The organism is Streptomyces sp. 5K101, from assembly GCF_046506645.1.
In the GTDB taxonomy this organism is placed as follows: Bacteria; Actinomycetota; Actinomycetes; order Streptomycetales; family Streptomycetaceae; genus Streptomyces.
Window position 1 is genome coordinate 14,490 of sequence record NZ_JBKFFO010000002.1, and the last position, 24,602, is coordinate 39,091.

Consider the following 24,602-nt stretch of genomic DNA (forward strand, 5'->3'; position numbering starts at 1 on the left):
CTAGTGAGCGACCGCGGCCGCGCCGTGCTCGTCGACGAGCGCGCCGGTGGTGAAACGGTCGAGCGAGAAGGGGGCGTTGAGGGGGTGCGGCGTGTCGTGGGCGATGGTGTGGGCGTAGACCCAGCCGAGGCCGGGGGTGGCCTTGAAACCGCCGGTGCCCCAGCCGCAGTTGAGGTAGAGGTTGTCGACGGGGGTGAGGCCGATGATCGGGGAGGCGTCGGGGCTGACGTCGACGATGCCGCCCCAGGTGCGCAGGACGTGGGCGCGGGCGAAGACGGGGAACAGCTCCAGAGCGGCGGACATCTGCTCTTCGATGATGTGGAAGGCGCCGCGCTGGGTGTAGGCGTTGTACGCGTCGATGCCGGCGCCCATGACCAGCTCGCCCTTGTGCGCCTGGCTGACGTACACGTGCACCGCGTTGGACATCACGACCGTCGGGTGCACCGGCTCCAGCAGTTCGGAGACCAGGGCCTGCAGCGGGTGGCTCTGGATCGGCAGCTCGAACCCGGCCATGGCGGCGAGGACGGAGGAGTGGCCGGCGGAGCACAGGGCCACCTTGCCCGCCGCGATGGGGCCGAGGGTGGTCTGCACTCCGGTCACCCGGCCGCCCTCGATGTCGATGCCGGTGACCTCGCAGTTCTGGATGAGGTCGATGCCGGCGGCATCCGCGGAGCGGGCCAGGCCCCAGGCGACGTGGTCGTGCTTGGCGATACCGGCGCGCGGCTGGTAGGTGGCGCCCATCACCGGATAACGCACGTCCGGCGAGATGTTGACGATCGGGCAGACGTCCTTGACCTCCCGCGGGGAGAGCCATTCGGCGTCGACGCCGTTGAGCCGGTTGGCCTCGACCCGGCGCACGCTGTCGCGCACGTCCTGGAGACTGTGGGCGAGGTTGAGCACACCGCGCTGCGAGAACAGGATGGGGTAGTCGAGCTCGTCGGCCAGCCCTTCCCACAGCTTCAGCGCGTGCTCGTAGATGCCCGCGCTCTCGTCCCACAGGTAGTTGGAACGGATGATGGTGGTGTTGCGGGCCATGTTGCCGCCGGCGAGCCAGCCCTTCTCCAGCACGGCGACGTTGGTGATGCCGTGGTTCTTCGCCAGGTAGTGGGCGGTGGCCAGGCCGTGGCCGCCGCCGCCGACGATCACCACGTCGTACGACCGCTTCGGCTCGGGCGTGCGCCACAGCCAGTCCGGGTGTTCGGGCAGGTCGGCGCCTGGGGTGCGGGGGCTCATCGGGAGTCTCCTGACAGGTGCGGGTAGAGCGGGTGCTTGAGGGCCAGCGCCTCGGTGCGGGCGCGCAGGGCCGCGGTGTCGGGCGCGGGCTGGAGGGCCAGCGCGATGATGTCGGCGACTTCCGTGAAGTCCTCTTCGGTGAAGCCGCGGGTGGCCAGCGCCGGGGTGCCGATGCGCAGTCCCGAGGTCACCATGGGCGGGCGCGGGTCGAAGGGAACGGCGTTGCGGTTGACGGTGATGCCGATCTCGTGGAGCAGGTCTTCCGCCTGCTTGCCGTCGAGTTCGCAGGCGCGGAGGTCGACCAGGACGAGGTGGACGTCCGTGCCGCCGGTGAGGACCTTCACTCCGGCTGCCGCCGCGTCGGGGCGGGTGAGCCGCTCGGCGAGGATGCGGGAGCCGGCGAGGGTCCGGGCCTGCCGCTCGGCGAACTCGGGCGACGCCGCGACCTTGAACGACACCGCCTTCGCGGCGATGACGTGCTCCAGCGGCCCGCCCTGCATGCCGGGGAACACCGCCGAGTTGATCTTCTTGGCGAGGCCGGCGTCATTGGTGAGGATCACTCCTCCGCGGGGCCCGCCGAGCGTCTTGTGCGTCGTCGTGGTGGTGACGTGGGCGTGCGGCACCGGGTTGGGGTGCAGGCCGGCGGCGACGAGGCCGGCGAAGTGCGCCATGTCGACCATCAGCAGGGCGCCCACCTCGTCGGCGATCCGCCGGAACGCCGCGAAATCCAGCTGTCGCGGGTACGCCGACCAGCCCGCGATGATCATCTTGGGGCGGTGTTCCTTGGCGAGGCGTTCCACCTCGTCCATGTCGACGAGGTTGTCCGCCTCGGCCACGTGGTACGGCACAACATTGAGCATCTTGCCGCTGTAGTTGATGCGCATGCCGTGGGTGAGGTGCCCGCCGTGGGCGAGATCGAGGCCGAGGATGGTGTCTCCGGGCTGGAGGAGAGCGAAGAAGACGGCGGTGTTCGCCTGGGCGCCGGAGTGCGGCTGGACGTTGGCGTACGCCGCTCCGAACAGGTCCTTGACCCGTTCAATGGCCAACTTCTCGGTGACGTCGACGTGTTCGCAGCCGCCGTAGTAGCGGCGGCCCGGGTAGCCCTCGGCGTACTTGTTGGTCGCGACCGAGCCCTGGGCCTCCATCACGGCGGTGGGCGCGAAGTTCTCGGAGGCGATCATCTCGAGCGTGGACTGCTGGCGGTGCAGCTCGGCGCGAAGGGCTCCGTGGACCTCGGGGTCCAGCTCCGCGAGGGGGGTGTTCAGCGTGTTCATACGGTGTTCGCGTTCCTCTCGGCGGCCTCGACGACATTGGCGAGCAGCATGGCCCGGGTCATGGGTCCCACTCCCCCGGGCATCGGCGCGAGCCACCCGGCGACCGTGGCCGCGTCCGGGTGCACATCGCCGACGAGGCCCTGTTCGGTGCGGGTGATGCCGACGTCCAGGACGGCCGCGCCGGGGCGCAGCATGTCCTTGGTGATCAGCGCGGGCGAGCCGGCGGCCGCGACGACGATGTCCGCCTCGCGTACGTGCCAGGCCAGGCCCTTGGTGCCGGTGTGGCACAGGGTCACGGTGGCGTTCTCGGACCTGCGGGTGAGCAGCAGTCCGAGGGGACGTCCGACCGTGATGCCCCGTCCGATCACGCACACCCGTGCTCCCGCGATGGGCACGTCGTTGCGGCGGAGCAGTTCGACGATGCCGCGCGGGGTGCAGGGCAGCGGGGCCTCGACGCCCAGGGCGAGCCGGCCGAGGCTGACGGGATGCAGTCCGTCGGCGTCCTTGGCCGGGTCCATGCGCTCCAGGACGGCGCCCGCGTCCAGGTGGCGCGGGAGCGGGAGCTGGACGATGTAGCCGGTGCAGGCCGGGTCGGCGTTGAGCTCGTCGATCACGTCCTCGACCTGCTGCTGCGTGGCGTCGGCGGGCAGTTCGCGGCGGATCGAGGCGATCCCGACCTGGGCGCAGTCGCGGTGCTTGCCGGCGACGTAGGCGCGGCTGCCGGGGTCGTCGCCGACCAGGACGGTGCCGAGCCCCGGCGGGCGCCCCTCGGTGGCGGCCAACTTGGCCACCCGTTCGGCGAGTTCGCGGCGGATCGTGGCGGCGGTGGCTTTTCCGTCGAGCAGTTGTGCGGTCACCGGCGGTGTTCCTTCCCTGCGGTCAGCCACGGAGGCGGGACATGGTCGGGTCGAAGAGGGGCTCCTCGGCGACGGCTGCCTCGATCCGCTGGTCGAAGTAGCCGATGTGCAGGGTCCGGCCCGGTGTCGCGAGTTCCGTGGGGAGCCACGCGTAGGCGATGCCCTTGCCGATCGTGTAGCCGTAGGCGGCGCTGGTGACGTAGCCGACGGGGCGGTCGCCGTCGTACACCGGCTCCTTGCCCATGACGACGGCCTGCGGGTCGTCGATGGTGAGGCAGGTCAGCTTGCGCCGGACGTCGGCCTTGCGCCGCTCCAGCGCCGCCTTGCCGATGAAGTCGTCCTTGTCGAGCTTGACCGCGAAACCGACGCCCGCCTCATAGGGGTCGTGCTCGTAGGTCATGTCGGTGCCGAAGGAGCGGTAGCCCTTCTCCAGGCGCAGGCTGTTGAAGGCGCCGCGGCCGGCGATGATGCCGCCGAGCGGCTCGGCCGCCGCCCACAGGGTGTCCCACAGCTTCCGGCCCATGTCGGCGGTGGTGTAGATCTCCCAGCCGAGTTCACCGACGTACGACAGACGCCACGCGGTGACCGGGACGCTGCCGATGTGGGCGCGCTTGGCGCGGAAGTACTTCAGACCGTCGCCCGAGAAGTCCTCGTCCGTGAGGGGCTGGAGGACCTCGCGGGCGAGCGGACCCCACAGGCCGATGCAGCAGGTGCCGGCCGTGATGTCGCGGACCTGGACCGTGCCGTCCTCCGGCAGGTGGCGGGTGAACCAGTCGAGGTCGAGGTTGCCGTTGGCGCCGATCTGGAAGCGGTCGCGGGCGAGCCGGGCGACGGTGATGTCGCTGCGGATGCCGCCGTCGGTGTCGAGGAGCAGGGTGTACGTCACCGAGCCGACGGACTTGTCGACCTTGCCGGTGCACAGGCGCTCCAGGAAGGCGGCGGCACCCGGGCCGGTCACCTCGAGGCGCTTGAGGGCCGTCATGTCGTACATCGCGACGGTCTCGCGGGTGGCCTGCGCCTCGGCGCCGACGATGGGCGACCAGTACTGCGCGGCCCAGTCGTTCGGGGTGGGGATGGTGCGGCCGTCCACCAGGCCGGCGTTGGCCTCGTACCAGTGCGGGCGCTCCCAGCCGTTCGCCTCCAGGAAGAAGGCGCCGTGTTCCTGCTGACGGGAGTAGAAGGGGCTGGTGCGGATCGGCCGCGGGTCCGCGGTCGGCTGGAGGGGGTGCAGGATGTCGTAGACCTCGACGAAGTTCCGGCAGTCGCGGGCCAGGACGTACTCGGGAGCCAGCTGGTGCGCCTCGAAGCGGTTGACGTCGCACTCGTGCAGGTCGAAGGAAGAGCAGTGCCCGTCGACGAGCCATTCGGCCACGGCCCGCCCCACGCCGGCGGAGTGGGTGACCCAGACGGCCTCCGCGACCCAGAAGCCCTTCACGTCCGGGGACTCGCCCAGCAGGGGCAGCCCGTCGGTGGTGAAGGAGAAGAGGCCGTTGATGCCCTCCTCGACCTCGGCCTCCTTCGTCGCGGGCAGCAGGGCCTGTGTCTCGGTCCACGCCTCGGCGAAGTCGTCCTCGGTGAACTTCAGTACCGACGGCATCTCGTCGGCCTCGTCCACGGACAGGATGTCGTCGACGTCGACGGGCATCGGACGGTGGCCGTAGTAGCCGATGCCGAGCTGGTCGAAACGGTCGCGGTAGTACAGGTCCGCGTCCTGGTGACGCAGGATCGGACGCACCGCCTCCTGCGTCTGGCCCGCAAGGGCCGGGACCGGGCCGGTCCAGGCGAGCTGGTGGGCCAGCGGGGTCAGCGGGAGGTCCATGCCGACCATGCGGGCGATCCTCGGGCCCCAGATGCCGGCGCAGCACACCACGATGTCGGCGGGGATCTCGCCCTGGTCGGTGACCACGCCGGTCACACGGTCGTCCTCGGTGCGGATGTCGAGGACCTCATGGCGGGCGAGGAAGCGCACGCCGCGCTCGGTGGCCCGCCGGATCTGCGCCTCGACGGCGAGGACGGCCTTGGCGAGGCCGTCGGTCGGGATCAGGAGACCGCCGAGGACCTTGTCCGGGTTCACCAGCGGGTGCTGTTCGACGCACTCCTCGGGGCTCAGCAGCCGGCCCTCGATGCCCCAGGCGGTGAGCCAGCCGTGGCGGCGCTGGAGTTCGGCGACGCGCTCGGGGGTGGTCGCCACTTCGAGGCCGCCGACCTGCAGGAAGCAGGGCTGTCCGTCGACGTCGAGCGAGCAGAACTTCTCGACGGTGTAGCGGGCCAACTCGGTCATGGTCTTGGAGGAGTTCGTCTGGAAAACCAGGCCCGGGGCGTGTGACGACGATCCCCCGGTGGCAGGGAGCGGGCCCTGGTCGACCACGGTCACGTCCGTCCAGCCTCGCTCGGAGATCTCATCGGCGAGTGCCGCTCCCACGACGCCCGCTCCGATGATGACCACCCGGGGTCCCGCCATCGCCGCACCTCCGACTCGAAAGCAATTCAGTTGCTGTCTGCGCAACATGGTTCAGGTTGCGCAACTCAATGTGCCTGCCCCAACGAGGCGTGTCAAGGGGTCGTGACGTCGGGAAACAGGCCGGAAACACGACGGGGCCCGGCGGGCTGCCGACGCAGCCTGCCGGGCCCGTCCGACGGGTTCCGGGGCACTCCTGTGAGGCGACGCTCAGCCGCCGAGCCGGTCGAGCAGAGTGCGACGCTCAGCTGCTCAGCCGGTCGAGCAGAGCGCGGCGCCACCGCTCGGTCTCGGCGATCTGGTTGAAGGTGAACAGGTGCAGGCCGGCCACGTCCGCCGAGGGGGCCGTGAGCGCCTCGGCACTGCGGGCGAGCAGTCGCTCCGGTGAGTAGCCGCCGGGTGTCGCGAAGCGCAGGAACCACGAGCTGTGCTTGGTCAGGAAGCGGGTCGACTCCCCCACGCCGATCTTGGCCGCCATGGACAGCAGCTTCGCCCGCTGCACGGGCCCGGCGACGCCGATGTGGACGGGCAGGGTGACGTCGCGGCGGCGTATCCGGCCGACCCAGTCACCCAGCAGGCGCGGGTCGAAGCACAGGTTGCTGACGATGTAGGTGGCGTGCTCCCGCTTGTCCCACATCGCCTGGATGGTGAGGTCGTCGTGGATGAGCGGGTGACTCTCGGGATACCCGGTGATGCCGACACGCCGGAAGGGGCTGCCCCACTCGCTCAGCCTGCGCAGCACCGGCAGCGCCCCGTCGTAGGCCCCGGCCGGCGGGTCCGCGTCGCCCGCCGGGACGAAGACGTCCTCGACACCGGCCCCGCGGAGCCGGTCGACGACGTCCTTCAGGTGCACGTCGTCCCGCAGCAGCCGCGCGGGTAGGTGCGGGACGACGCGGTAGCCGTGGGCCGCGAGCCGGGCGGCAAGACCGAGCGTCGGCTCCAGACCCTTGACCGGCGACGCCGTCACGGTGACGACGACGTCGCGCGGGACATGGGCGACGACCTTGTCCTCGGTCCCCTTCGCGGGCAGCACCTCGTAACGGACGGTGCGCAGGAGCGCACGGAACTGCTCGCTGCCCGCCACATGCCCGACCCGCTTCCTGGCCTCACCCGCGGCCTCCGCGCTCGTGGCATGCGCCTGCCGACCAGCCATGGTGCCTCGTCCCCGCTCGCGCCCTGAAACGCGGGCATGCTCGTAGGAATATCGCTATACGCACTGTGTTGCGTTACACGCAACCAGGGCGGGATGTGCGTCACCCTTGACGTGCGCCGCCGCTGTGGTTGTTTACCGACCGGTATGGTTTCGCCATGAGCAACTACAGTCCGGATAACGAAACAACTGGTTCGCAGACCGGTGGGGTGCAGTCCGTCGACCGCGCCATCAGCGTGCTGGAGATCCTGGCCCAGCGCGGTGAGGCGGGGGTCAGCGAGGTGGCCGCCGAGATCGATGTGCACAAGTCCACGGCGTTCCGCCTGCTGGGCGCGCTGGAGGTGCGGGGCCTGGTGGAGCAGGCCGGCGAGCGTGGCAAGTACCGCCTCGGTTTCGGCATCGTGCGCCTCGCCGGCGCGGCCACGGGCCGGATCGACATCATCCAGCAGAGCCGCCCGGTCTGCGAGCGTCTCGCCGAGGAAATCGGGGAGACCGTCAACCTCGCCGTGAAGCAGGAGCACTACGCGATCAACCTCTACCAGGTGCGCGGCCGGGGCGCCGTCACCGCGCACAACTGGGTCGGCCAGCTCACCCCGCTGCACGCCACCTCCAGCGGCAAGATCCTGCTGGCCCACATGCCCGCCAAGGAGCGGGCCGCGCTGCTGTCCGAGGCCGGGCTGAAGAAGATGACCCCGCACACCCTCACGGCGAAGACGAGGCTCGAGAAGAATCTCGCCGAGGCGCACAGGCGCGGCTACTCCTGGACCCTGGAGGAGCTGGAAGTGGGGCTCCACGCCATGGCCGCGCCGGTCCGCAACCGCGACGGAGAGGTCGTCGCGGCGCTCAGCGCCTCCGGGCCCGTCTACCGGCTCACCGAGGAGCGCATGCACGAGCTCGCCCCGGCGCTGGTCCAGGGCGCGGACGAGATCAGCCATCGCATGGGCTACCTGGGGTGAGACCGCGCGCCGCGGCCGACGACCACGGAGTCCGACGCCCGCGGGCCCGCCACTGCCGCGACCGCCGCGTCCCGGGACGCTCCTGGATGAGGGACGCCTTCACGATGCGCCCGCGAGCTGCTTGCGCCAGCGCATGAACAGCCTTGGCTGGTTCATCGCGAGCACGGCGACCGGATGCCCGGCCCGCCGGTAGACGGCCAGGAAACTGCGGTCGTCCACAGCGCCTTCCTCGACGGTCACACTGTCGGCACCGGCCGCATGGCCGGCGAACTGGATCTTCACGCCGTACTGGTCCGACCAGAAGTACGGTGGCCGGGGCACGCCCGGTACCGCCGCGCCCGACGACAGGAGCGTGGCCACGGCCGCGTCGGGCCGCTCCCGCGCACCGGTCCAGTGTTCGACGCGCCGGTGGACGCCGGCACCGGGGTCGTACCAGGAGGCGCAGTCACCGACCGCGACCACGGAGGCCAGGCTGGTGCGGCCGTCGACACCGCATCTGACGCCGTTGTCGAGCACGACGCCGGATCCTTCCAGCCACTCGACGCACGGGCGGGCGCCCACGCCGACGACGACGGTGTCGGCGGGAACGCTGCGGCCGTCCTCCAGCAGGACGGCGTCGACGCGGGTCTCCCCGCTCAGCCCCTTGACACCCACACCGCACAACAGCCGTACGCCGTGGTCCGCGTGGAGGGCGGAGACGACGGCGCCCATGGCCTCGCCGAGCGGCCCGGCCAGCGGTGTCGGCGCCGCCTCGACGACGGTCACGTCAAGTCCGAGGGCGTATGCGGTGGAGGCGACCTCGGCGCCGATGAATCCGCCGCCGATCACGACCAGCCGTCCGCCCAGGGCCAGTTGGTCCCGCAGGGCGCGGGCGTCGTCCAGCGTGCGCAGGGTGTGCACGCCGGCCAGGCCGTCTGTGCCCGGCAGCTGCCGTGCTGCCGCGCCGGTCGCGATGACGATCCCGTCGGCCCGGACCTCTCGGCCGTCGGCGAGGCGCACGGCGCGGTCCGCGCTGTCGAGTCCGGTGGCACGGGCGCCGAGCAGCCACTCCGCCTGCAGGTCCTCGTCGTCCGGCTCCAGCGCGAGATCGGTTTCACCGATGCCGCCGGATAGAAACTCCTTGGACAGTGGGGGCCGGTCGTACGGGCGGTGCGGTTCGTCGCCGATGACGACCAGCCGCCCGTCGTACCCCTGCTTCCGCAATGAGCGCGCCGCCGACAGGCCGGCCAGCGACGCACCCACCACAGCCACTGTCCTCACGCGGGACCCCCCGCGAGCCGGGAGGCGATGCAGGGCGGCAGGTTGGGGGCATCGGTGGACAGCCGTACGTGGATCACGCCGTCCTCGACGAACACCTCGTGCGTGCGGACCGGGCGCTTCGCCGGTGGAGCGTCGACGGCTCCGGTCCGGAGGTCGAACTTGGAGGCGTGCAGCGGGCATTCCACCTCGCAGCCCTCCAGCCAGCCGTCGGCGAGCGAGGCGTCCTGGTGGGTGCAGGTGTCATCGATGGCGAAGATCTCGCCGTCGTCGGTGTGGAACACCGAGACCGGCGGATCGATGTCGAGCCGGTAGGCCTCGCCTCGCGGCAGATCCACGAGACGGCACACGGGAATCATCATGACACCTCGGTGCGTATAGCGAAACGGATTTCTATTGACGCAACGCCAGTTTGAGGGCGGCCGCGAACCCTTGTCAAGGCGTCCGAAGGCCGGTCCGCACCTCTTGTCGCGTTGCTTTTTATGCAACTTCATACGGAATGCACAACAGGAGCCCCTGGTGTCCTCCGCCAGAGCCGCCAGCAGGGTGGCGGATGCTCTACGGCGGTGGGCACGGCAGGGCCGGGGCTCTCGTCCGCGGGTCTGCCCGGAAGGGCGGTCGCAGCCGGGAGCCCCGGCGGGGCGTGGCCGTGCCCGTGTCACCAGCCGCGGTCGGCCCACTCCTGCAGATGCGGTGCTTCGGCGGCGATGGTGGTCGTGTCGCCGTGTCCCGTATGGACGACCGTCTCACCGGGGAGCGTCAGCAGCCGGTCGCCGATCGAGGCGATGATGGTGCCGAAGTCGCTGTAGGAGCGTCCCGTCGCGCCGGGCCCGCCCGCGAACAGCGTGTCGCCGCTGAACAGTGCGCCCAGTTCCGGTGCGTACAGGCACACGGCGCCCGGAGCGTGTCCGGGCGTGTGGAGGACGCGCAGGGCGATGCCCGCCACCTTGATCTCGTCGCCGTCGGCGAGCGGGCCGTCGGGCCGCCGGTCCGGGTGGGCCATCGTCCACAGCACCTGGTCCTCGGGGTGCAGGAGGATGGGTGCGCCCGTGGCGTCCGCGACGTCCGGTGCCGCGTTCACATGGTCGTTGTGCGCGTGGGTGCACACGACGGCCGTCAGGCGGCGGTCGCCGACGGCGGCCAGGATGGCGCAGGCGTCGTGTGCCGCGTCGATGACGACGGCCTCGTCGTCATCGCCGACGATCCAGACGTTGTTGTCGACGTCCCAGGTGCCGCCGTCGAGGCTGAACGTCCCGCTGGTGACGAGGTGTTCGATACGCGGTGCGCCGGCCATCACAGCACCACCACGGAACGCAGCACCTCACCGCGGTGCATCTTCTCGAACGCCTCCTCGACGTCGCCGAGGCCGATGGTCTCGGAGACGAAGGCGTCCAGGTCGAAACGCCCGCCCAGGTACAGGTCGATCAGGGCCGGGAAGTCGCGCGAGGGCAGGCAGTCGCCGTACCAGCTGGACTTCAGGGAGCCGCCGCGCCCGAAGACGTCGAGCAGCGGCAGTTCGACCTTCATCTCCGGCGTGGGCACGCCGACCAGGACGACCGTGCCGGCCAGGTCGCGGGCGTAGAAGGCCTGCTGGTACGTCTCGGGGCGGCCGACCGCCTCGACGACCACGTCCGCGCCGAAGCCTCCGGTCAGCTCGCGCACCGCCTCCACGACGTCCACCGCCCGGCCGTCGACGGTGTGGGTGGCGCCCATGGTCAGGGCGCGCTCCAGCTTGCGCTGGTCGACGTCGACGGCGATCACCTTGCTCGCTCCGGCGAGCCTCGCCCCCGCAACGGCGGCCATTCCCACGCCGCCGCAGCCGATGACGGCGACGGAGTCGCCGCGGCCGACGGCGCCGGTGTTGACGGCGGCGCCGAAGCCCGCCATGACGCCGCATCCGAGCAGGCCGGCGGCGGCCGCCGGGGCCGCCGGGTCGACCTTGGTGCACTGGCCCGCGGCGACCAGCGTCTTCTCCGCGAACGCGCCGATGCCGAGCGCGGGTGAGAGCGGGGTGCCGTCGAGCAGCGTCATCGGCTGCGTGGCGTTGTGGGTGGCGAAGCAGTACCAGGGCTTGCCCTTGCTGCAGGCCCGGCACTGACCGCAGACAGCACGCCAGTTGAGGACGACGAAGTCACCCGGCTCGACGCCGGTGACGCCTTCGCCGACGGCCTCGACGCGGCCGGCCGCCTCGTGCCCCAGCAGGAAGGGGAAGTCGTCGTTGATTCCGCCCTCCCGGTAGTGGAGGTCGGTGTGGCAGACGCCGCACGCCTCGATCCTGACCAGCGCCTCACCCGGGCCCGGGTCGGGAACGACGATCGTCTCGACGGAGACCGGTGCGCCCTTCTTCAGGGCGACGACGGCACGAACCTCATGAGCCATGAGTTACTCCTCGAGCGGGAATCTCTCCCGCACATGTTTCCTAATTAGATACACGTACCGCTATACGCAACTGATGATCGGGGAGGGAGCGCCGGGGGTCAAGAGGTCGGCTCCGGCAGGGTCGGCTCGGCCGGATCCGCCGACGGCGCAGGGTGCTCCGCCGACGCGGCACACGGGGCGCATCTGGGACAGCGCTCCCCTGCGCCCGGCTTTCGCCCCGGATCGCTCCACTCCGGCAGGCTCAGCGCGCGGCCTGCGGATCGGCCAGGGCCTCGGCCGCCGGCGCGCTGTCCTCCGGCTCGGGTCCGTCGCCCGCGTCGGCCCTCTCCTCACTCGCGGGAGCCGGCTTCGTCCTCGGCTCGGCGCGCAGCGCCTTCACCAGGGACACGCACATTCCGATCATCACGAAGAGGAACGGGAAGGCGGCGATGATGGCCACTTGCTTGACCGCCTCCAAGCCGCCGGCCAGCAGCAGGACGGACGCGACCAGACCGGTCAGCGTCCCCCAGAGGATCACGACGGGTCGGCTCGGGCTCGTACAGCCGCGACAGGAGAGCATGCCCAGCACCACGGAGGCCGCGTCGGCACCGCTGACGAAGAACAGGCCGACCAGAATGATCACCACCACCGAGGTGATGGGGAACCAGGGAAGGCTCTGGAGGGTGGCGAACAAGCCCGCCTCCTCGCCCTTGGCGACCGCCTCGGACAGGTGGCCGCCGTGCATTTCCTGGTTCAGCGCGGTGCCGCCGAGGATCGCGAACCACACGACGCTCACCACGCTCGGCGCGATGATCACACCGACGATGAACTCCCGGATCGTGCGGCCGCGGGAGATGCGTGCGATGAACGTGCCGACGAACGGCGTCCAGGAGATCCACCACGCCCAGTAGAAGACGGTCCAGCCGGAGAGCCAGTCGCCGCCGCCGAAGGCGCCCGTCGTGAAACTCATCTTGGGCAGCGAGGCCAGGTATCCGCCCAGCGCCTCGGTCTGGCTGTTCAGGATGAACACCGTGGGACCCACGACGAAGACGAACAGGGCCAGGGCGCCGGCCAGGATCATGTTGCCGTTGCTCAGCCACTGGATGCCGCGATGCACCCCGGAGAGGGCGGAGAGCACGAACATGACGGTCAGGACCGCGATGATCGAGACGGCGAGCGCGGTCGAGTCGTCGATGCCCCAGAGCGTCTTCAGGCCGTTGTTGATCTGCAACGCGCCGAGCCCGAGCGAGACCGCGGAGCCGAAGAGGGTGGCGAAGATCGCCAGAATGTCGATGGACTTGCCCAGCGGTCCGTCGACCCGGTCCCCGAGCAGAGGGCGGAAGGCGGAGCTGATCAGGCTGTTGCCGCTCTTGCGGAATCCGAAGTAGGCGAGCGCCAGGCCGGCAACGGCGTACATCGCCCAGGGATGGATCGCCCAGTGGAAGTACGAGTACTCCAACGCGACCTTGGCCGCGTCCTCGCTCCCCGCCTCGGCCGTACCCGGCGGAGGGCTGGACATGTGCATGATGGGCTCGCTCGCCCCGTAGAACATCAGGCCGATGCCCATGCCGGCGCTGAACATCATCGCCACCCAGGAGGCGGTGCTGAACTCGGGTCGCTCGTGGTCCTTGCCGAGCCGGATGCACCCGAACCGGCTGAACGCCAACACGGCCGCCAGCAGCACGAATCCGGAGCTCGTCAGGACGAAGAGCCAGCCGAAGTTCCCGATGATCCGGCCCAGCGTCGCCTCGGCGACCGAAGCGAGGTTGTCGGTGAAGAACACACCCCACGCCACGAACAGGGCGGACAGCGTCACGGATATGTAGAGGACGGCCGGATCCACCCGACCCGGAGCCGATCTTGCCTTCTTCGTCGTTGCGGTACTCATCCGAAGCCTTCCGAAAGAGGAGGTGGGGCGGGGGGAGGGCCTCTGCCCTGCGGGAACCACCGCACAGTGGTGCGTGACACGCAACCGTCAGCTTGATGTGCAACACAGTCCCCTCCGGACCCCGGTACGTCAAGCCCCGTACACCCATCGTTTCGGTCTCGGCCGAGTCCGGTCGTGGGGATGCACGGCTGCGGCTCCCGTGGGGAGGTACGGCTACGGCTCGGCGGCGAGCGCACCGGCGTGCGGGCTGCTGACGCCGCCGTGCAGCGACCGCAGATGACGCTCGTGTATCGCCTGCGTGTACACGTCCGCCGTCGCCGCCGCAGCCGTGTCCCAGCCGAAGGACCGGGCGTGCCGTGCCGCGGCCTCGCCCATCCGGGCGGAGAGCGCCGGGTCGTCGGCGAAGCCGTGCAACGCACGTGCGTAGTCCACCGGATCGTGCCCCGGTACGAGCACGCCGCTCGTCCCGTCCCGTACGGCCACCGGCAGGCCGCCGACCTCGGCCGCGATCACCGGGGTGCCACAGGCCTGTGCCTCGATCGCCACCAGGCCGAAGGACTCGCTGTGGGACGGCATGACCAGGACCGACGCCGCCCGGTACCAGTCGGCGAGCTGCTCCTGGCCCACCGGCGGCCGGAACAGCACGACGTCGCCGATGCCGAGCCCGGCCGCCAGCTTCTGCAGCTCCTCCGGCTTGGCGAGTCCGCTGCCGCTCGGCCCGCCGATGACCGGCACCACGATCCGTTCCCGGAGCCCGGGCCGCTCCGCCAACAGCCGGGCCACGGCGAACAGCAGGACGTCCGGCGCCTTCAACGGCTGTATACGGCCCGCGAAGAGGGGAACGAGCGCGTCCCGCGGCAGCCCGAGGCGGGCGCGGGCCGCGGCCCGGCCGGCCTCGACGCCGCGGGCGTCGGGCCGGAAGCGCTCCAGGTTGACCCCTGGGTGCACGACGGCGACCCGGCCGGTGTCGGCGTCGTAGTGGCGGAGCAGCTCCTGCGCCTCCTTCTCGGTGTTGGCGATCAGCCGGTCGGCGGCCTGGACGACCTGCGTCTCGCCGAGGACACGGGAGGCGGGTTCGGGGGTGTCGCCCTTGGCGAGGGCGGCGTTCTTGACCTTGGCCATGGTGTGCATGGCGTGGACGAGGGGGACGCCCCAGCGTGCGGCGACGGGCCGGCCGACGTGGCCGGAGAGCCAGTAGTGGGAGTGGACGAGGTCGTAGTGGCCGGGCCGGTGGCCCGCCCACGCCTGCATGACGCCGTGCGTGAAGGCGCACAGCTGGGGCGGCAGGTCCTCCTTGGCCAGGCCCTCGTACGGGCCCGCGTCGACGTGCCGGACGAGGACACCCGGCGCGAGTTCGACGACGGGCGGGAGTGCGGCGGAGGTGGCACGGGTGAAGATCTCCACCTCGACGTCGATCGCGGCGAGCCGCTTGGCGAGCTCGACGATGTAGACGTTCATCCCGCCCGCGTCGCCCGTGCCCGGCTGGTGCAGCGGGGAGGTGTGGACGCTGAGCATCGCGACGCGGCGGGGGCGGCGGTGGGGGCCGGGAAGCGGCGATCGGGGCGGGCCGGCTAGGGGTGTGGTGGCGGGGCCGCGGCGCCTGCCGAGCCGGGTGACGTACGGGCTCACGTCACGCGTCCCCCTTCCGGCCGGCGTGGCCTGCCGGGTGCCGGATGTACGCCCGCCTTCTGCTGCTGTGGCGCGGCGCGTGTCGAGGACGTCGGTGTCGCCGGTGTGACGCCCGCCGCCCGCAGGTCGAGGCGCTGCTCGCCCGCGTACACGTTCATGGAGGCGCCGCGCAGGAAGCCGACGAGTGTGAGCCCGGTCTCCGACGCCAGGTCCACGGCGAGGGAGGACGGTGCCGAGACCGCGGCCAGCACCGGGATGCCCGCCATGACCGCCTTCTGGGCCAGCTCGAAGGACGCCCGTCCGGACACGAGCAGAAGGCTGCGGGACAGCGGCAGTTCGCCGGACTGCAGGGCGCGGCCGATCAGCTTGTCGACGGCGTTGTGCCGCCCGACGTCCTCACGCAGGTCCAGCAGTTCGCCCTCGGGCGAGAACAGTCCGGCGGCGTGCAGGCCCCCGGTCCGGTCGAACACCCGCTGTGCGGCCCGCAGTCGGTCGGGCAGGTCCGCGAGCAGGCCGGGAGCGACGCGAACCGGGGGCGTGTCGGCGATCGGCCACCGTGCCGTGGTCCGTACGGCCTCCAGGCTTGCCTTGCCGCACAACCCGCAGGAGGAGGTGGTGTACACGTTCCGCTCGAGCGTGATGTCGGGCACCGGCACGCCGGGGGCGAGCTGCACGTCGACGACGTTGTACGTGTTCACACCGTCCTGCGTGGCGCCCGCGCAGTACACGATGTTCGCCACGTCCGAGACGCGGCCCACGACGCCCTCGCTCACCAGGAATCCGGCGGCCAGCGCGAAGTCGTCGCCGGGCGTGCGCATGGTGATCGCCAGCGGCTTGCCGTTCAGCCGGATCTCCAGTGGTTCCTCCGCGACCAGGGTGTCCGGGCGGGTGCTCACCGCACCGTCCCGGATGCGCAGCACGCGCCGTCGCTCGGTGACCCGTCCCATGCGTTGCTCCCGGTTCTGTACGTGCTGGTGGGGGAGTGTTGGATCGTGTGGGCGTCCGCTTCCCGGGGACTGGTGCGGCTGGACGCCCGGGGTGTCAGCCGCCGATGGCCGACATCGGCCGCGCGGGCTGCAGGAAGGAGGGGTCGTCGAGCCCGGACCCGGCCTTCTTGCCCCGCGTCGCCGTCTGCCACAGCCGGGCGATCTCCTCGTCGGGCGCCCCCGAACGCAACGCCCCGCGCAGATCGGTCTCCTCCCTCGCGAACAGGCAGGTCCGCAGTTGGCCGTCGGCCGTGAGCCGGGTGCGGTCGCAGGCGCGGCAGAAGGGTCGGGTGACGGAGGCGATGACGCCCACGCGGGCCGGGCCGCCGTCGACGATCCAGCGCTCGGCGGGCGCGGAGCCGCGGGCCTCGTCGGGCTCGGGGGTGAGGGTGAAGCGGGTGCGCAGGCTCTGAAGGACGTCGCCGGCGGTGATCAGGCCGTCGCGCTTCCAGCCGTGCTGGGCGTCCAGGGGCATCTGCTCGATGAAGCGGAGCTCGTAGCCGTTCTCCACGGCCCAGGCGAGCAGGTCGGGCGCTTCGTCGTCGTTGAGGCCGGGCATCAGCACGGCGTTGACCTTGACCGGGGTGAGACCCGCGGCGCGCGCCCCTTCCAGGCCCTTCAGCACGTCCTGGTGGCGGTCGCGTCGGGTCAGGGCCGTGAAGACGTCCGGGCGCAGGGTGTCCAGCGAGACGTTGACCCGGTCCAGGCCGGCCTCCTTCAGCGCCCGGGCGGTGCGTTGCAGCCCGATGCCGTTGGTGGTCAGCGACGTCCGAGGGCGGGGTTCGAGGGCGGCGCAGCGCTCGACGATGCCCACGAGGCCGGGTCGCAGCAGGGGCTCGCCCCCGGTGAAGCGGACCTCCTCGATGCCGAGGCGGGTGACCGCGATACGGATCAGCCGGACGATCTCGTCGTCGGTGAGCAGGCCGGGCTTGGCCAGCCACTGCAGGCCCTCTTCCGGCATGCAGTACGTGCAGCGCAGGTTGCACCGGTCGGTGAGCGAGACCCGCAGGTCAGTGGCGACGCGGCCGAACGTGTCGATGAGCACCGCTGCGCCGCCTCCCTCAGCACTCGATGACATTGACGGCGAGGCCCCCACGGGCGGTCTCCTTGTACTTCACCTTCATGTCGGCACCGGTCTCCTTCATGGTCTTGATGACCTTGTCGAGGGAGACGTGGTGGCGGCCGTCGCCGCGCATGGCCATCCGGGCGGCGGTGACGGCCTTGACCGCGGCCATGCCGTTGCGCTCGATGCACGGGATCTGCACCAGGCCGCCGACCGGGTCGCAGGTCAGACCGAGGTTGTGCTCCATGCCGATCTCGGCGGCGTTCTCCACCTGCTCCGGGCTGCCGCCCAGCACCTCGGCCAGGCCGCCCGCGGCCATGGAGCAGGCGGAGCCGACCTCGCCCTGGCAGCCGACCTCGGCGCCGGAGATCGACGCGTTCTCCTTGAAGAGCAGGCCGATCGCCCCGGCCGCCAGCAGGAAACGCACCACACCGTCCTCGTCCGCGCCCGGCACGAAGTCGAGGTAGTAGTGCAGAACGGCCGGGATGATGCCGGCGGCGCCGTTCGTCGGCGCGGTCACGACCCGGCCGCCGGCGGCGTTCTCCTCGTTCACCGCCATCGCGTAGAGGGTCACCCACTCCATCGCGCGGCCCGCCGGGTCGCCCTCGCTGCGCAGCGCCCGGGCCGCCGCCGCGGCCCGGCGGCGGACCTTCAGGCCGCCGGGGAGGATCCCCTCCTGGGACAGTCCTCGGGAGACGCAGGCCTCCATGACCCGCCAGATGTCCAGCAGTCCGGTGCGGATCTCGTCCTCGGTGCGCCAGGCCTTCTCGTTCTCCAGCATCAGCGCGGAGATCGACAGGCCGGTCTCCCTGGTGAGGCGCAGCAGTTCGTCGCCGGTGCGGAAGGGGTGCTTCAGCACGGTGTCGTCGAGCTTGATCCGGTCGGCGCCGACCGCGTCCTCGTCGACCACGAAGCCGCCGCCGACCGAGTAGTACGTCTTCTCCAGCAGCGGCAGCCCGTCCGCGTCGTACGCGAACAGGGACATGCCGTTGGCGTGGTAGGGCAGCGAGCGCCGGCGGTGCAGGACCAGCTGGGTCGAGGCGTCGAAGTCGATCTCGTGGGCCGGGCCGATCTCGGTGCCGAGGAGGCGGATGCGCCGGGTGGTGCGGATCCGCTCGACGTCCAGCTCGGCCTGGGCGACGTCGACCGTGTGCGGCTCGTTGCCCTCCAGGCCGAGCAGCACGGCCTTGGGGGTGCCGTGGCCGTGGCCGGTGGCGCCGAGGGAGCCGAAGAGCTCCGCGCGCACCGCGGCGGACTGGGCGAGCAGGCCGTCCTTCTTCAGCCGGTCGGCGAACATCCGGGCGGCCCGCATCGGGCCGACGGTGTGCGAGCTGGAGGGGCCGATGCCGATGGAGAACAGGTCGAAGACGCTGATTGCCACGCCATACTCCGTGGGATTGGAGGGACATGCCGACCGTGCCGTGAGCATGTCCCTTGTGAGGGTGGTCGGTTACAGGCCGCGGTAGAGGGGGTGCTTGTCGGCGAGGGCGGTGACCCGGGCGCGCAGGGCCTGCGCGTCGTAGGTGGGCTTGAGGGCCTCGGCGATGATGTCGGCGACCTCGCGGAAGTCCTCGGCCGCGAAGCCGCGGGTGGCGAGGGCCGGGGTGCCGATCCGCAGGCCCGAGGTGACCATCGGGGGCCTCGGGTCGTTCGGGACGGCGTTGCGGTTGACGGTGATGCCGACCTCGTGGAGGCGGTCCTCGGCCTGTTGTCCGTCGAGCTCGCTGTTGCGCAGGTCGACCAGGACGAGGTGGACATCGGTGCCGCCGGACAGGACGGAGACGCCGTGCTCGGTGACGTCCGCCCGGACCAGGCGCTCGGCGAGGATCCTGGCGCCTTCGAGGGTGCGCTGCTGGCGCTCCTTGAACTCGTCGCTCGCGGCGACCTTGAAGGAGACGGCCTTCGCGGCGATGACGTGCTCCAGCGGGCCGCCCTGGAAGCCGGGGAAGACCGCGGAGTTCAGCTTCTTCGCGAACTCCTTCCTCGCCAGGACGATCCCGCCGCGCGGCCCGCCGAGGGTCTTGTGCGTGGTGGAGGTGACCACGTCGGCGTGCGGCACCGGGTTGGGGTGCAGCCCGGCCGCCACCAGGCCCGCGAAGTGCGCCATGTCGACCCAGAGGTACGCCTCGACCTCGTCCGCGATCCGGCGGAAGGCGGCGAAGTCGAGCTGCCGCGGGTACGCGGACCAGCCGGCGATGATCACCTTCGGCCGGTGCTCCTTGGCGAGGCGCTCGAGCTCGGCCATGTCCACGAGTCCGGCCTCGTCGACGTGGTAGGGCACCACGTCGAACTGCTTGCCGGAGAAGTTCAGGCGCATGCCGTGCGTGAGGTGGCCGCCGTGCGCGAGGTCCAGCCCCAGGATCGTGTCGCCGGGCTCGGCGAGGGCGAACAGGGCGGCCTGGTTGGCCGACGCGCCCGAGTGGGGCTGCACATTGGCGTACTCGGCGCCGAACAGCTCCTTGATGCGGTCGATCGCGATCTGCTCGACCACGTCGACGTGCTCGCAGCCGCCGTAGTAGCGGCGGCCGGGGTAGCCCTCGGCGTACTTGTTGGTCAGGACGGAGCCCTGGGCCTCCATGACCGCGACCGGGGCGAAGTTCTCCGACGCGATCATTTCCAGGGTGGACTGCTGACGGTGGAGCTCGGCGTCGACAGCGGCGGCGACATCCGGGTCCAGCTCGTGGAGGGGCTGGTGGAAGAGGGTCATCGGCGGTCTCCTTGTGTGTGGGCGCAGTACGCGGCGTACGCGTCGGCGGACAGGGCGCCGGCGATGTTCTCGACCCGCAGCTTGAACAGCCAGCCGACGGTGTAGGGGGAAGCGTTGACCGCGCCCGGGTCGTCGGCCAGCGCGGTGTTGACCTCCAGGACCTCGCCCGAGGCAGGTGCGTACAGGCCGCTGACGGCTGTGGGTGACCTGATCTCCCCGCAGCTCTCCCCCGCCTCGACCTGGGTGCCGACTTCGGGCAGCCGGAGGTGGACGACATCGCCGAGCGCCTCGGCCGCGAACGCGGTGATCCCGACGGTGGCGTTGCCCTTGTCCACGTCCAGCCACTCGTGGTCCCAGGTGTACCTCAGGTGCTGCGGAACGCTCATGGAGGTCTCCCGCCGGGACCGCACGGACGAGCTCACGAGACGGCGGCCGCGACGGCCGGGGTGAGGGTGCGGCGCAGCCGGTTGAACAGCTTCGGCTGGTTCAGGGAGAGTACGGCGACGGGGTTGCCCTCGTGCCGGTAGACGGCCGTGAAGGAGCGGCTGTCGAGGTCGCCCTCGACGACCTGCGGCTCGGCCCCGGGGGCGACGTGTCCGGCGAGCTGGATGCGCACCTTGTACTGGTCGGACCAGAAGTACGGCGCGGTGCGCGGGGCCGGGGCCGGCACGCCGGAGAGCAGCGTGCGGGCGGCGGTCTTCGCCTGCTCGGTGGCGTTGCTCCAGTGCTCGATGCGGGCGTGCCGCCCGGTGAACGGGCTGGGGCAGCGGGCGACGTCACCGACGGCGACCACGCCCGGGACGCTGGTCGCGCAGCCGGCGTCGCACACCACTCCGTCGTCCACCTGAACACCGGAACCGGCGAGCCAGTCGGTGGCGGGCCGTACGCCCACGCCGACCACGACGATGTCGGCGGGCAGCAGTCGCCCGTCGGCCAGCCGTACGCCGGTGACCCGGCCGTCGCCGTCGAATCCGGCCACGCCGGTCCCGCACAGCAGGCGCACTCCGTGATCGGTGTGGAGCGAGGAGCACACCAGCCCCATCTCGCGCCCCAGTTGGCGTTCCAGTGGTACGTCGAGCGCCTCGACGACGGTGACGTGGAGCCCGAGCTGGTGAGCGGTGGACGCCACCTCGGCGCCGATGAAGCCGGCGCCGATGACGACGACGCGGGGCAGGCCGTCCAGCAGCTCGGCGCGCAGGGCCTTGGCGTCGTCCAGGGTCCGCAGGGTGTGGACTCCCGCCAGGCCCTTCGCGCCGGGGAGCGTCCGGGGACTGGCGCCGGTCGCGACGACGACCCCGTCGGTGAGCAGCTGTCGCCCTCCGGCCAGGGTGACGGTCCGGGCCGCGGTGTCGAGCCGCGTCGCGCGCTCGCCGAGCAGCCACTGAACGTCCAGGTCCGCGTACTCGTCCGGGTCGCCGAGCGCGAGCGCGTCGGCGTCGAGGTCGCCCTTGAGGAAGTCCTTGGACAGCGGCGGGCGGTCGTAGGGCGTGTGGCGCTCCTCGCCGATGACGACGAGGTCGCCGTCGTAGCCTTCCGCGCGCAGTGCGCGGACCGTGCTCAGGCCGGCCAGCGACGCTCCGACGACGGTGATGCTCTTCATGCCGGCTCCCCGACGGTGACATGGAGTGGGACGTGGCGGTCGGCCCGGCAGGCCCGGTGGGTGCCCACCGTGCCGTTCGCCGACGGGCGGGTGACGCGGCTGGACTCGCCAGGCGGCAGGTGTTCGATCCGGCACACCGTGATCATGGGGAACCTCCGGGTTGCGGGTGCCCGACTGGGGTGGGGAGCCGTCGACCGGGGCGGCACCCGGTGTGACGACGGAGCGGGAGTGGTGGCCGTCTCGAATAGCACAACCAAACTCGCTATACGCAACATGCTTTCGGCTGACCTCGGGGTTGTCAAGAGAGAAAGCCGCATCGGTCCGCCATGGCGCACCGTGTTGCACCATACTCAACAGCCGGTCGGTGTCCTTCGGGGCCGCCGCAGCGGGGGCGTGCGGGAACGCCGGTGCTGCCGCCGTCGTCGCCGACGAGGCGACTACGCACGGACGGGCCGGCCCAGGAGGTGACGGTCTGCGGTCACAGGCCCGGCTCTTCCAGCTCGTCCAGCTGGTCCAGCAAGATGTCGCCCATGGCGCCGCCGAACCCGGCCGGCGCCTCGTCCAGGGACTGTTCGGTCCAGATGACCTTGCCGCGGGCCATGTACCGGGTGCCCCAGCGCTGGGCGAACTGGGCGACGAGGAACAGTCCCCGGCCGCCCTCGTCGGTGGTGGCCGCCCGGCGCAGGTGCGGGGAGGTGCTGCTGCCGTCGGTGACTTCGCAGATCAGGCTGTCGCGGTCGTACAGCAGGCGCAGTCTGACGGGTTCGGCGCCGTAGCGGATCGCGTTGGTGACCAGTTCACTGAGGATGAGCTCCGTGGTGAAGGTGATCTCGTGCAGGCCCCATGTCTCCATCTGACGGACGCAGGCGCTGCGGATGGAGGCCACCGCAGCCGGATCGGAGGGTACGTCCCACCCGGCGACCCGGTCCGGGTCCAGCAGCCGGGTGCGGGCCACCAGCAGAGCGATGTCGTCACTGGGGCGGGCGGGCAGCAGCGCGTCGAGTACCGCCTGACACGCCTGTTCCGGAGTGTGGTCGGGGTGCGCCAGGGCGCCTCGCAGGAGGTCGAGGCCGGTGTCTATGTCACGGTCGCGGTCCTCGACGAGCCCGTCGGTGTACAGGACCAGTCGGGAGCCCTCGGGCAGGTGCAGTTCGGCGGTCTCGATCGGCAGGCCCGCGCCCAGGCCGAGGGGCGGGGAGACGGGCACGTCGGGGAAGGTGACGATGCCGCCGGGGTGCACCAGGGCGGGTGAGGGATGGCCGGCCCTGGCGATGCTGCACTGACCGGAGACCGGGTCGTAGATGGCGAACAGGCAGGTGGCACCGGTGACGCCTTCGCCCTCGCCCTCGGCCGCCTCTCTCTGGTCGATGTCGGCGACCAGCTCGTCCAGGTGGCCGATGAGCTCGTCGGGGGACAGGTCGAGGGCACAGAAATTGTGCACGGCGGTGCGCAGGCGGCCCATGGTGGCGGAGGCGTGCAGGCCGTGCCCGACGACATCGCCGACGACCAGGGCGACGCGAGTACCGGACAGGGGGATGACGTCGAACCAGTCCCCGCCCACCCCGGCCTGGGCGGGCAGGTAACGGTGCGCCACCTCCAGGGCCGACTGCTCGGGCAGGCGGCGGGGCAGCAGGCTGCGCTGCAGAGTGACCGCCAGGGTGTGCTCACGGGTGAAGCGGCGGGCATTGTCGATGCACACCGCCGCACGGGCGGCCAGCTCCTCGGCGAAGGACAGATCCTCCTCGACGAAGGGATCCTGCTCCGAGCGCCAGAAGTCGACCATCCCCAGCACCATGCCACGGGCCTGCAACGGCACGGTGATCAGCGAGTGGATGCCGAAACCCAGGACGCGCACCGTCCGCTCGGGATCCAGCGCCTGCCAGGCCGGGGCGAGGTTCAGATCGGGCTCCAGCACGGCGTGACCGCTTTGCAGCCCCTGCGCCTGCGGCATCGTCGGCAGGAACGTGATCACCTCGCCCGCCGGGTACAGCGGGTGGTCGGCCCGGATGCCGCGTACGGCGGTGCGGCGCATCGTCAGGTTCGCGCCGTCCGGCTCCTCACCGCGCCGGACCGCATCCAGCAACTCGACGGTGACGAAGTCGGCGAACCGGGGGACCGCGCTCGCGGCCAGTTCCTCGGTGGTGCGCACCACGTCCAGCGTGGTGCCGATCCGCACCCCGGCGTCGTAGAGCATTCGAAGGCGGGTCCGCGCCACCTCGGCCCGGCCCGTCAGTGCGCGCAGCTCGGTGGTGTCCCGCAGGGTCGCCACACTCCCCGCCGGGCCTCCGTGCGGGGCGGTCGGCCGCAGGTTGACCGCCAGCAGCCTCTCCCCCGCAAGCAGCACCTCGTCGGTGGCGGCCCGGCCCGAGGCCAGCAGCGCGGCAGTGCGTGGGGGCAGCCCGAGGTCGGTGATGCGCCGGCCGTCCAGGTCCTCGGGCAGATCCAGCAGTCGGCACGCCTCGTCGTTGGCCAGCAGCAGACGCCCCTCGCCACTGATGACGAGCACGCCTTCCCGGACCGAGTGCAGGACCGCGTCGTGGTGCTCGTACATCCGCGTCATCTCCGCCGGCTCCAGACCGTGCGTCTGCCGCCGCAGCCGCCGGCTCACCAGCGCGGACCCGCCGGAGACCAGGACCAGCCCGGCGGCGGCGGAACCGAAGAGCAACGGCAGCTGGCTCTCCACCTGCTCGTTCACGCTCTTGACCGTGATACCCACGGACACCATGCCGACGACCGAGCCGTCGGCGCCGAAGACGGGGACCATCGTGTCCACCGCGCGGCCGACCCCTGGCGTGTCGTAGGTCTCCTGGTGCACATGGCCGGCGAGCGCGTCCGCGTAGGAGCCGACGACCTTCTTGCCGATCAGGTCCGGGTCGGGGTGGGTCCAGCGCAAGCCGTCCGGACCGAACGCGATGATGTAGTCGACCCCGGATTCCTTGCGGGCTTTCTCCGCTCGCGGCTGCAGGAGCGCACTGGGGTGGGCGGATTCCATGGCCGCCAGCGTGCCCGGGGCGTGCGCGAAGGTCTGGGCGCCGACGCGCGAGCGCTCACGGGCCTCCTGCAGGCTCGCGCTGCGGGCCTGCAGCACGAGGGCCACCACCGCAGCGACGACGAGCAGCGTGACGACCGCCAACTGCAGGACGAAGACCTGCCCGGCGACGCTGCGCACGCTCAGCACGGAGGGCA

General features: G+C 71.4%; 18 protein-coding genes and 1 pseudogene. 1 reads left to right on the top strand and 18 read right to left on the bottom strand.

Annotated elements, in window-relative coordinates:
• The 5 genes from ACLB9X_RS03075 to ACLB9X_RS03095 all read right to left on the bottom strand — a co-directional run bounded on the left by ACLB9X_RS03075 (position 1) and on the right by ACLB9X_RS03095 (position 6,975).
• Positions 1-1,233, bottom strand: coding sequence for a sarcosine oxidase subunit beta family protein (locus ACLB9X_RS03075; RefSeq protein ID WP_410358630.1), 1,233 nt, complete (start codon positions 1,231-1,233; stop codon positions 1-3).
• A complete protein-coding gene (gene glyA, locus ACLB9X_RS03080) occupies positions 1,230-2,507 on the bottom strand; it encodes a serine hydroxymethyltransferase (protein ID WP_410358631.1) in 1,278 nt (425 codons plus the stop codon). Before glyA (ACLB9X_RS03080) ends, ACLB9X_RS03075 begins: the two co-directional genes overlap by 4 nt.
• Positions 2,504-3,364 carry a bifunctional methylenetetrahydrofolate dehydrogenase/methenyltetrahydrofolate cyclohydrolase gene (locus tag ACLB9X_RS03085; protein WP_410358632.1) on the bottom strand — a complete coding sequence of 287 codons (861 nt, stop codon included), beginning with the start codon at positions 3,362-3,364 and terminating at the stop codon, positions 2,504-2,506. The genes glyA (ACLB9X_RS03080) and ACLB9X_RS03085 overlap by 4 nt, the downstream gene beginning before the upstream one ends.
• 22 nt (positions 3,365-3,386) lie before the next feature.
• Positions 3,387-5,825: an FAD-dependent oxidoreductase gene (locus tag ACLB9X_RS03090; protein WP_410358633.1), complete on the bottom strand. Its 2,439-nt coding sequence runs from the start codon at positions 5,823-5,825 to the stop codon at positions 3,387-3,389.
• A gap of 241 nt (positions 5,826-6,066) precedes the next feature.
• Positions 6,067-6,975, bottom strand: a complete 909-nt coding sequence (locus ACLB9X_RS03095) for a 5,10-methylenetetrahydrofolate reductase (RefSeq protein WP_410358634.1) — start codon at positions 6,973-6,975, stop codon at positions 6,067-6,069.
• Positions 6,976-7,130: 155 nt separating this feature from the next.
• Here ACLB9X_RS03095 and ACLB9X_RS03100 point away from each other — a divergent pair, with 155 nt between their 5' ends.
• Positions 7,131-7,928: an IclR family transcriptional regulator gene (locus ACLB9X_RS03100; RefSeq protein ID WP_410358635.1), complete on the top strand. Its 798-nt coding sequence runs from the start codon at positions 7,131-7,133 to the stop codon at positions 7,926-7,928.
• 99 nt (positions 7,929-8,027) lie between these two features.
• Here the strand turns inward: ACLB9X_RS03100 and ACLB9X_RS03105 are convergent, their stop codons facing one another.
• The 13 genes and pseudogenes from ACLB9X_RS03105 to ACLB9X_RS03165 all read right to left on the bottom strand — a co-directional run bounded on the left by ACLB9X_RS03105 (position 8,028) and on the right by ACLB9X_RS03165 (position 24,594).
• Positions 8,028-9,188: an NAD(P)/FAD-dependent oxidoreductase gene (locus ACLB9X_RS03105; protein ID WP_410358636.1), complete on the bottom strand. Its 1,161-nt coding sequence runs from the start codon at positions 9,186-9,188 to the stop codon at positions 8,028-8,030.
• Entirely contained in the window at positions 9,185-9,547 is a 363-nt protein-coding gene (locus tag ACLB9X_RS03110) for a bifunctional 3-phenylpropionate/cinnamic acid dioxygenase ferredoxin subunit (protein ID WP_410358637.1), read from the bottom strand. Before ACLB9X_RS03110 ends, ACLB9X_RS03105 begins: the two co-directional genes overlap by 4 nt.
• A gap of 296 nt (positions 9,548-9,843) precedes the next feature.
• The gene (locus tag ACLB9X_RS03115; RefSeq protein ID WP_410358638.1) at positions 9,844-10,479 is read right to left on the bottom strand and encodes an MBL fold metallo-hydrolase; all 636 of its coding nucleotides are present in this window, start codon (positions 10,477-10,479) and stop codon (positions 9,844-9,846) included.
• A complete protein-coding gene (locus ACLB9X_RS03120; RefSeq protein WP_410358639.1) occupies positions 10,479-11,564 on the bottom strand; it encodes an S-(hydroxymethyl)mycothiol dehydrogenase in 1,086 nt (361 codons plus the stop codon). Before ACLB9X_RS03120 ends, ACLB9X_RS03115 begins: the two co-directional genes overlap by 1 nt.
• Positions 11,565-11,805: 241 nt before the next feature.
• Complete coding sequence (locus tag ACLB9X_RS03125; protein ID WP_410358640.1) at positions 11,806-13,431, bottom strand: BCCT family transporter; 1,626 nt, start codon at positions 13,429-13,431, stop codon at positions 11,806-11,808.
• Between the two features lie 213 nt (positions 13,432-13,644).
• On the bottom strand, positions 13,645-15,060 hold the full coding sequence (gene mshA / locus ACLB9X_RS03130; protein ID WP_410358641.1) for a D-inositol-3-phosphate glycosyltransferase: 1,416 nt from the start codon (positions 15,058-15,060) through the stop codon (positions 13,645-13,647).
• 113 nt (positions 15,061-15,173) lie between these two features.
• Positions 15,174-16,007: pseudogene (gene fdhD / locus ACLB9X_RS03135) on the bottom strand (formate dehydrogenase accessory sulfurtransferase FdhD); the annotation flags it as partial.
• 94 nt (positions 16,008-16,101) lie between these two features.
• Positions 16,102-17,091, bottom strand: a complete 990-nt coding sequence (gene moaA, locus ACLB9X_RS03140; protein ID WP_410358643.1) for a GTP 3',8-cyclase MoaA — start codon at positions 17,089-17,091, stop codon at positions 16,102-16,104.
• Between the two features lie 16 nt (positions 17,092-17,107).
• A complete protein-coding gene (locus tag ACLB9X_RS03145; protein WP_410358644.1) occupies positions 17,108-18,490 on the bottom strand; it encodes an L-serine ammonia-lyase in 1,383 nt (460 codons plus the stop codon).
• 69 nt (positions 18,491-18,559) lie between these two features.
• The gene (gene glyA, locus ACLB9X_RS03150) at positions 18,560-19,816 is read right to left on the bottom strand and encodes a serine hydroxymethyltransferase (RefSeq protein WP_410358645.1); all 1,257 of its coding nucleotides are present in this window, start codon (positions 19,814-19,816) and stop codon (positions 18,560-18,562) included.
• Positions 19,813-20,202: a glycine cleavage system protein GcvH gene (gene gcvH / locus ACLB9X_RS03155; protein ID WP_410358646.1), complete on the bottom strand. Its 390-nt coding sequence runs from the start codon at positions 20,200-20,202 to the stop codon at positions 19,813-19,815. Before gcvH ends, glyA (ACLB9X_RS03150) begins: the two co-directional genes overlap by 4 nt.
• 32 nt (positions 20,203-20,234) lie before the next feature.
• Entirely contained in the window at positions 20,235-21,416 is a 1,182-nt protein-coding gene (locus tag ACLB9X_RS03160; protein ID WP_410358647.1) for an NAD(P)/FAD-dependent oxidoreductase, read from the bottom strand.
• A gap of 478 nt (positions 21,417-21,894) precedes the next feature.
• Positions 21,895-24,594 (bottom strand): SpoIIE family protein phosphatase, encoded by a 2,700-nt coding sequence (locus ACLB9X_RS03165; RefSeq protein WP_410358648.1) that lies wholly within the window; start codon positions 24,592-24,594, stop codon positions 21,895-21,897.
• Positions 24,595-24,602 lie beyond the last annotated feature (8 nt).

What these genes read in the sequence shown, in the direction of transcription:
- ACLB9X_RS03075 (WP_410358630.1), bottom strand. Translation starts at nt 1,233, where the DNA reads ATGAGCCCCCGCACCCCAGGCGCCGACCTGCCCGAACACCCGGACTGG.
- glyA (WP_410358631.1), bottom strand. Translation starts at nt 2,507, where the DNA reads ATGAACACGCTGAACACCCCCCTCGCGGAGCTGGACCCCGAGGTCCAC.
- ACLB9X_RS03090 (WP_410358633.1), bottom strand. Translation starts at nt 5,825, where the DNA reads ATGGCGGGACCCCGGGTGGTCATCATCGGAGCGGGCGTCGTGGGAGCG.
- ACLB9X_RS03095 (WP_410358634.1), bottom strand. Translation starts at nt 6,975, where the DNA reads ATGGCTGGTCGGCAGGCGCATGCCACGAGCGCGGAGGCCGCGGGTGAG.
- ACLB9X_RS03100 (WP_410358635.1), top strand. Translation starts at nt 7,131, where the DNA reads ATGAGCAACTACAGTCCGGATAACGAAACAACTGGTTCGCAGACCGGT.
- ACLB9X_RS03110 (WP_410358637.1), bottom strand. Translation starts at nt 9,547, where the DNA reads ATGATGATTCCCGTGTGCCGTCTCGTGGATCTGCCGCGAGGCGAGGCC.
- ACLB9X_RS03115 (WP_410358638.1), bottom strand. Translation starts at nt 10,479, where the DNA reads ATGGCCGGCGCACCGCGTATCGAACACCTCGTCACCAGCGGGACGTTC.
- ACLB9X_RS03120 (WP_410358639.1), bottom strand. Translation starts at nt 11,564, where the DNA reads ATGGCTCATGAGGTTCGTGCCGTCGTCGCCCTGAAGAAGGGCGCACCG.
- ACLB9X_RS03125 (WP_410358640.1), bottom strand. Translation starts at nt 13,431, where the DNA reads ATGAGTACCGCAACGACGAAGAAGGCAAGATCGGCTCCGGGTCGGGTG.
- glyA (WP_410358645.1), bottom strand. Translation starts at nt 19,816, where the DNA reads ATGACCCTCTTCCACCAGCCCCTCCACGAGCTGGACCCGGATGTCGCC.
- gcvH (WP_410358646.1), bottom strand. Translation starts at nt 20,202, where the DNA reads ATGAGCGTTCCGCAGCACCTGAGGTACACCTGGGACCACGAGTGGCTG.
- ACLB9X_RS03160 (WP_410358647.1), bottom strand. Translation starts at nt 21,416, where the DNA reads ATGAAGAGCATCACCGTCGTCGGAGCGTCGCTGGCCGGCCTGAGCACG.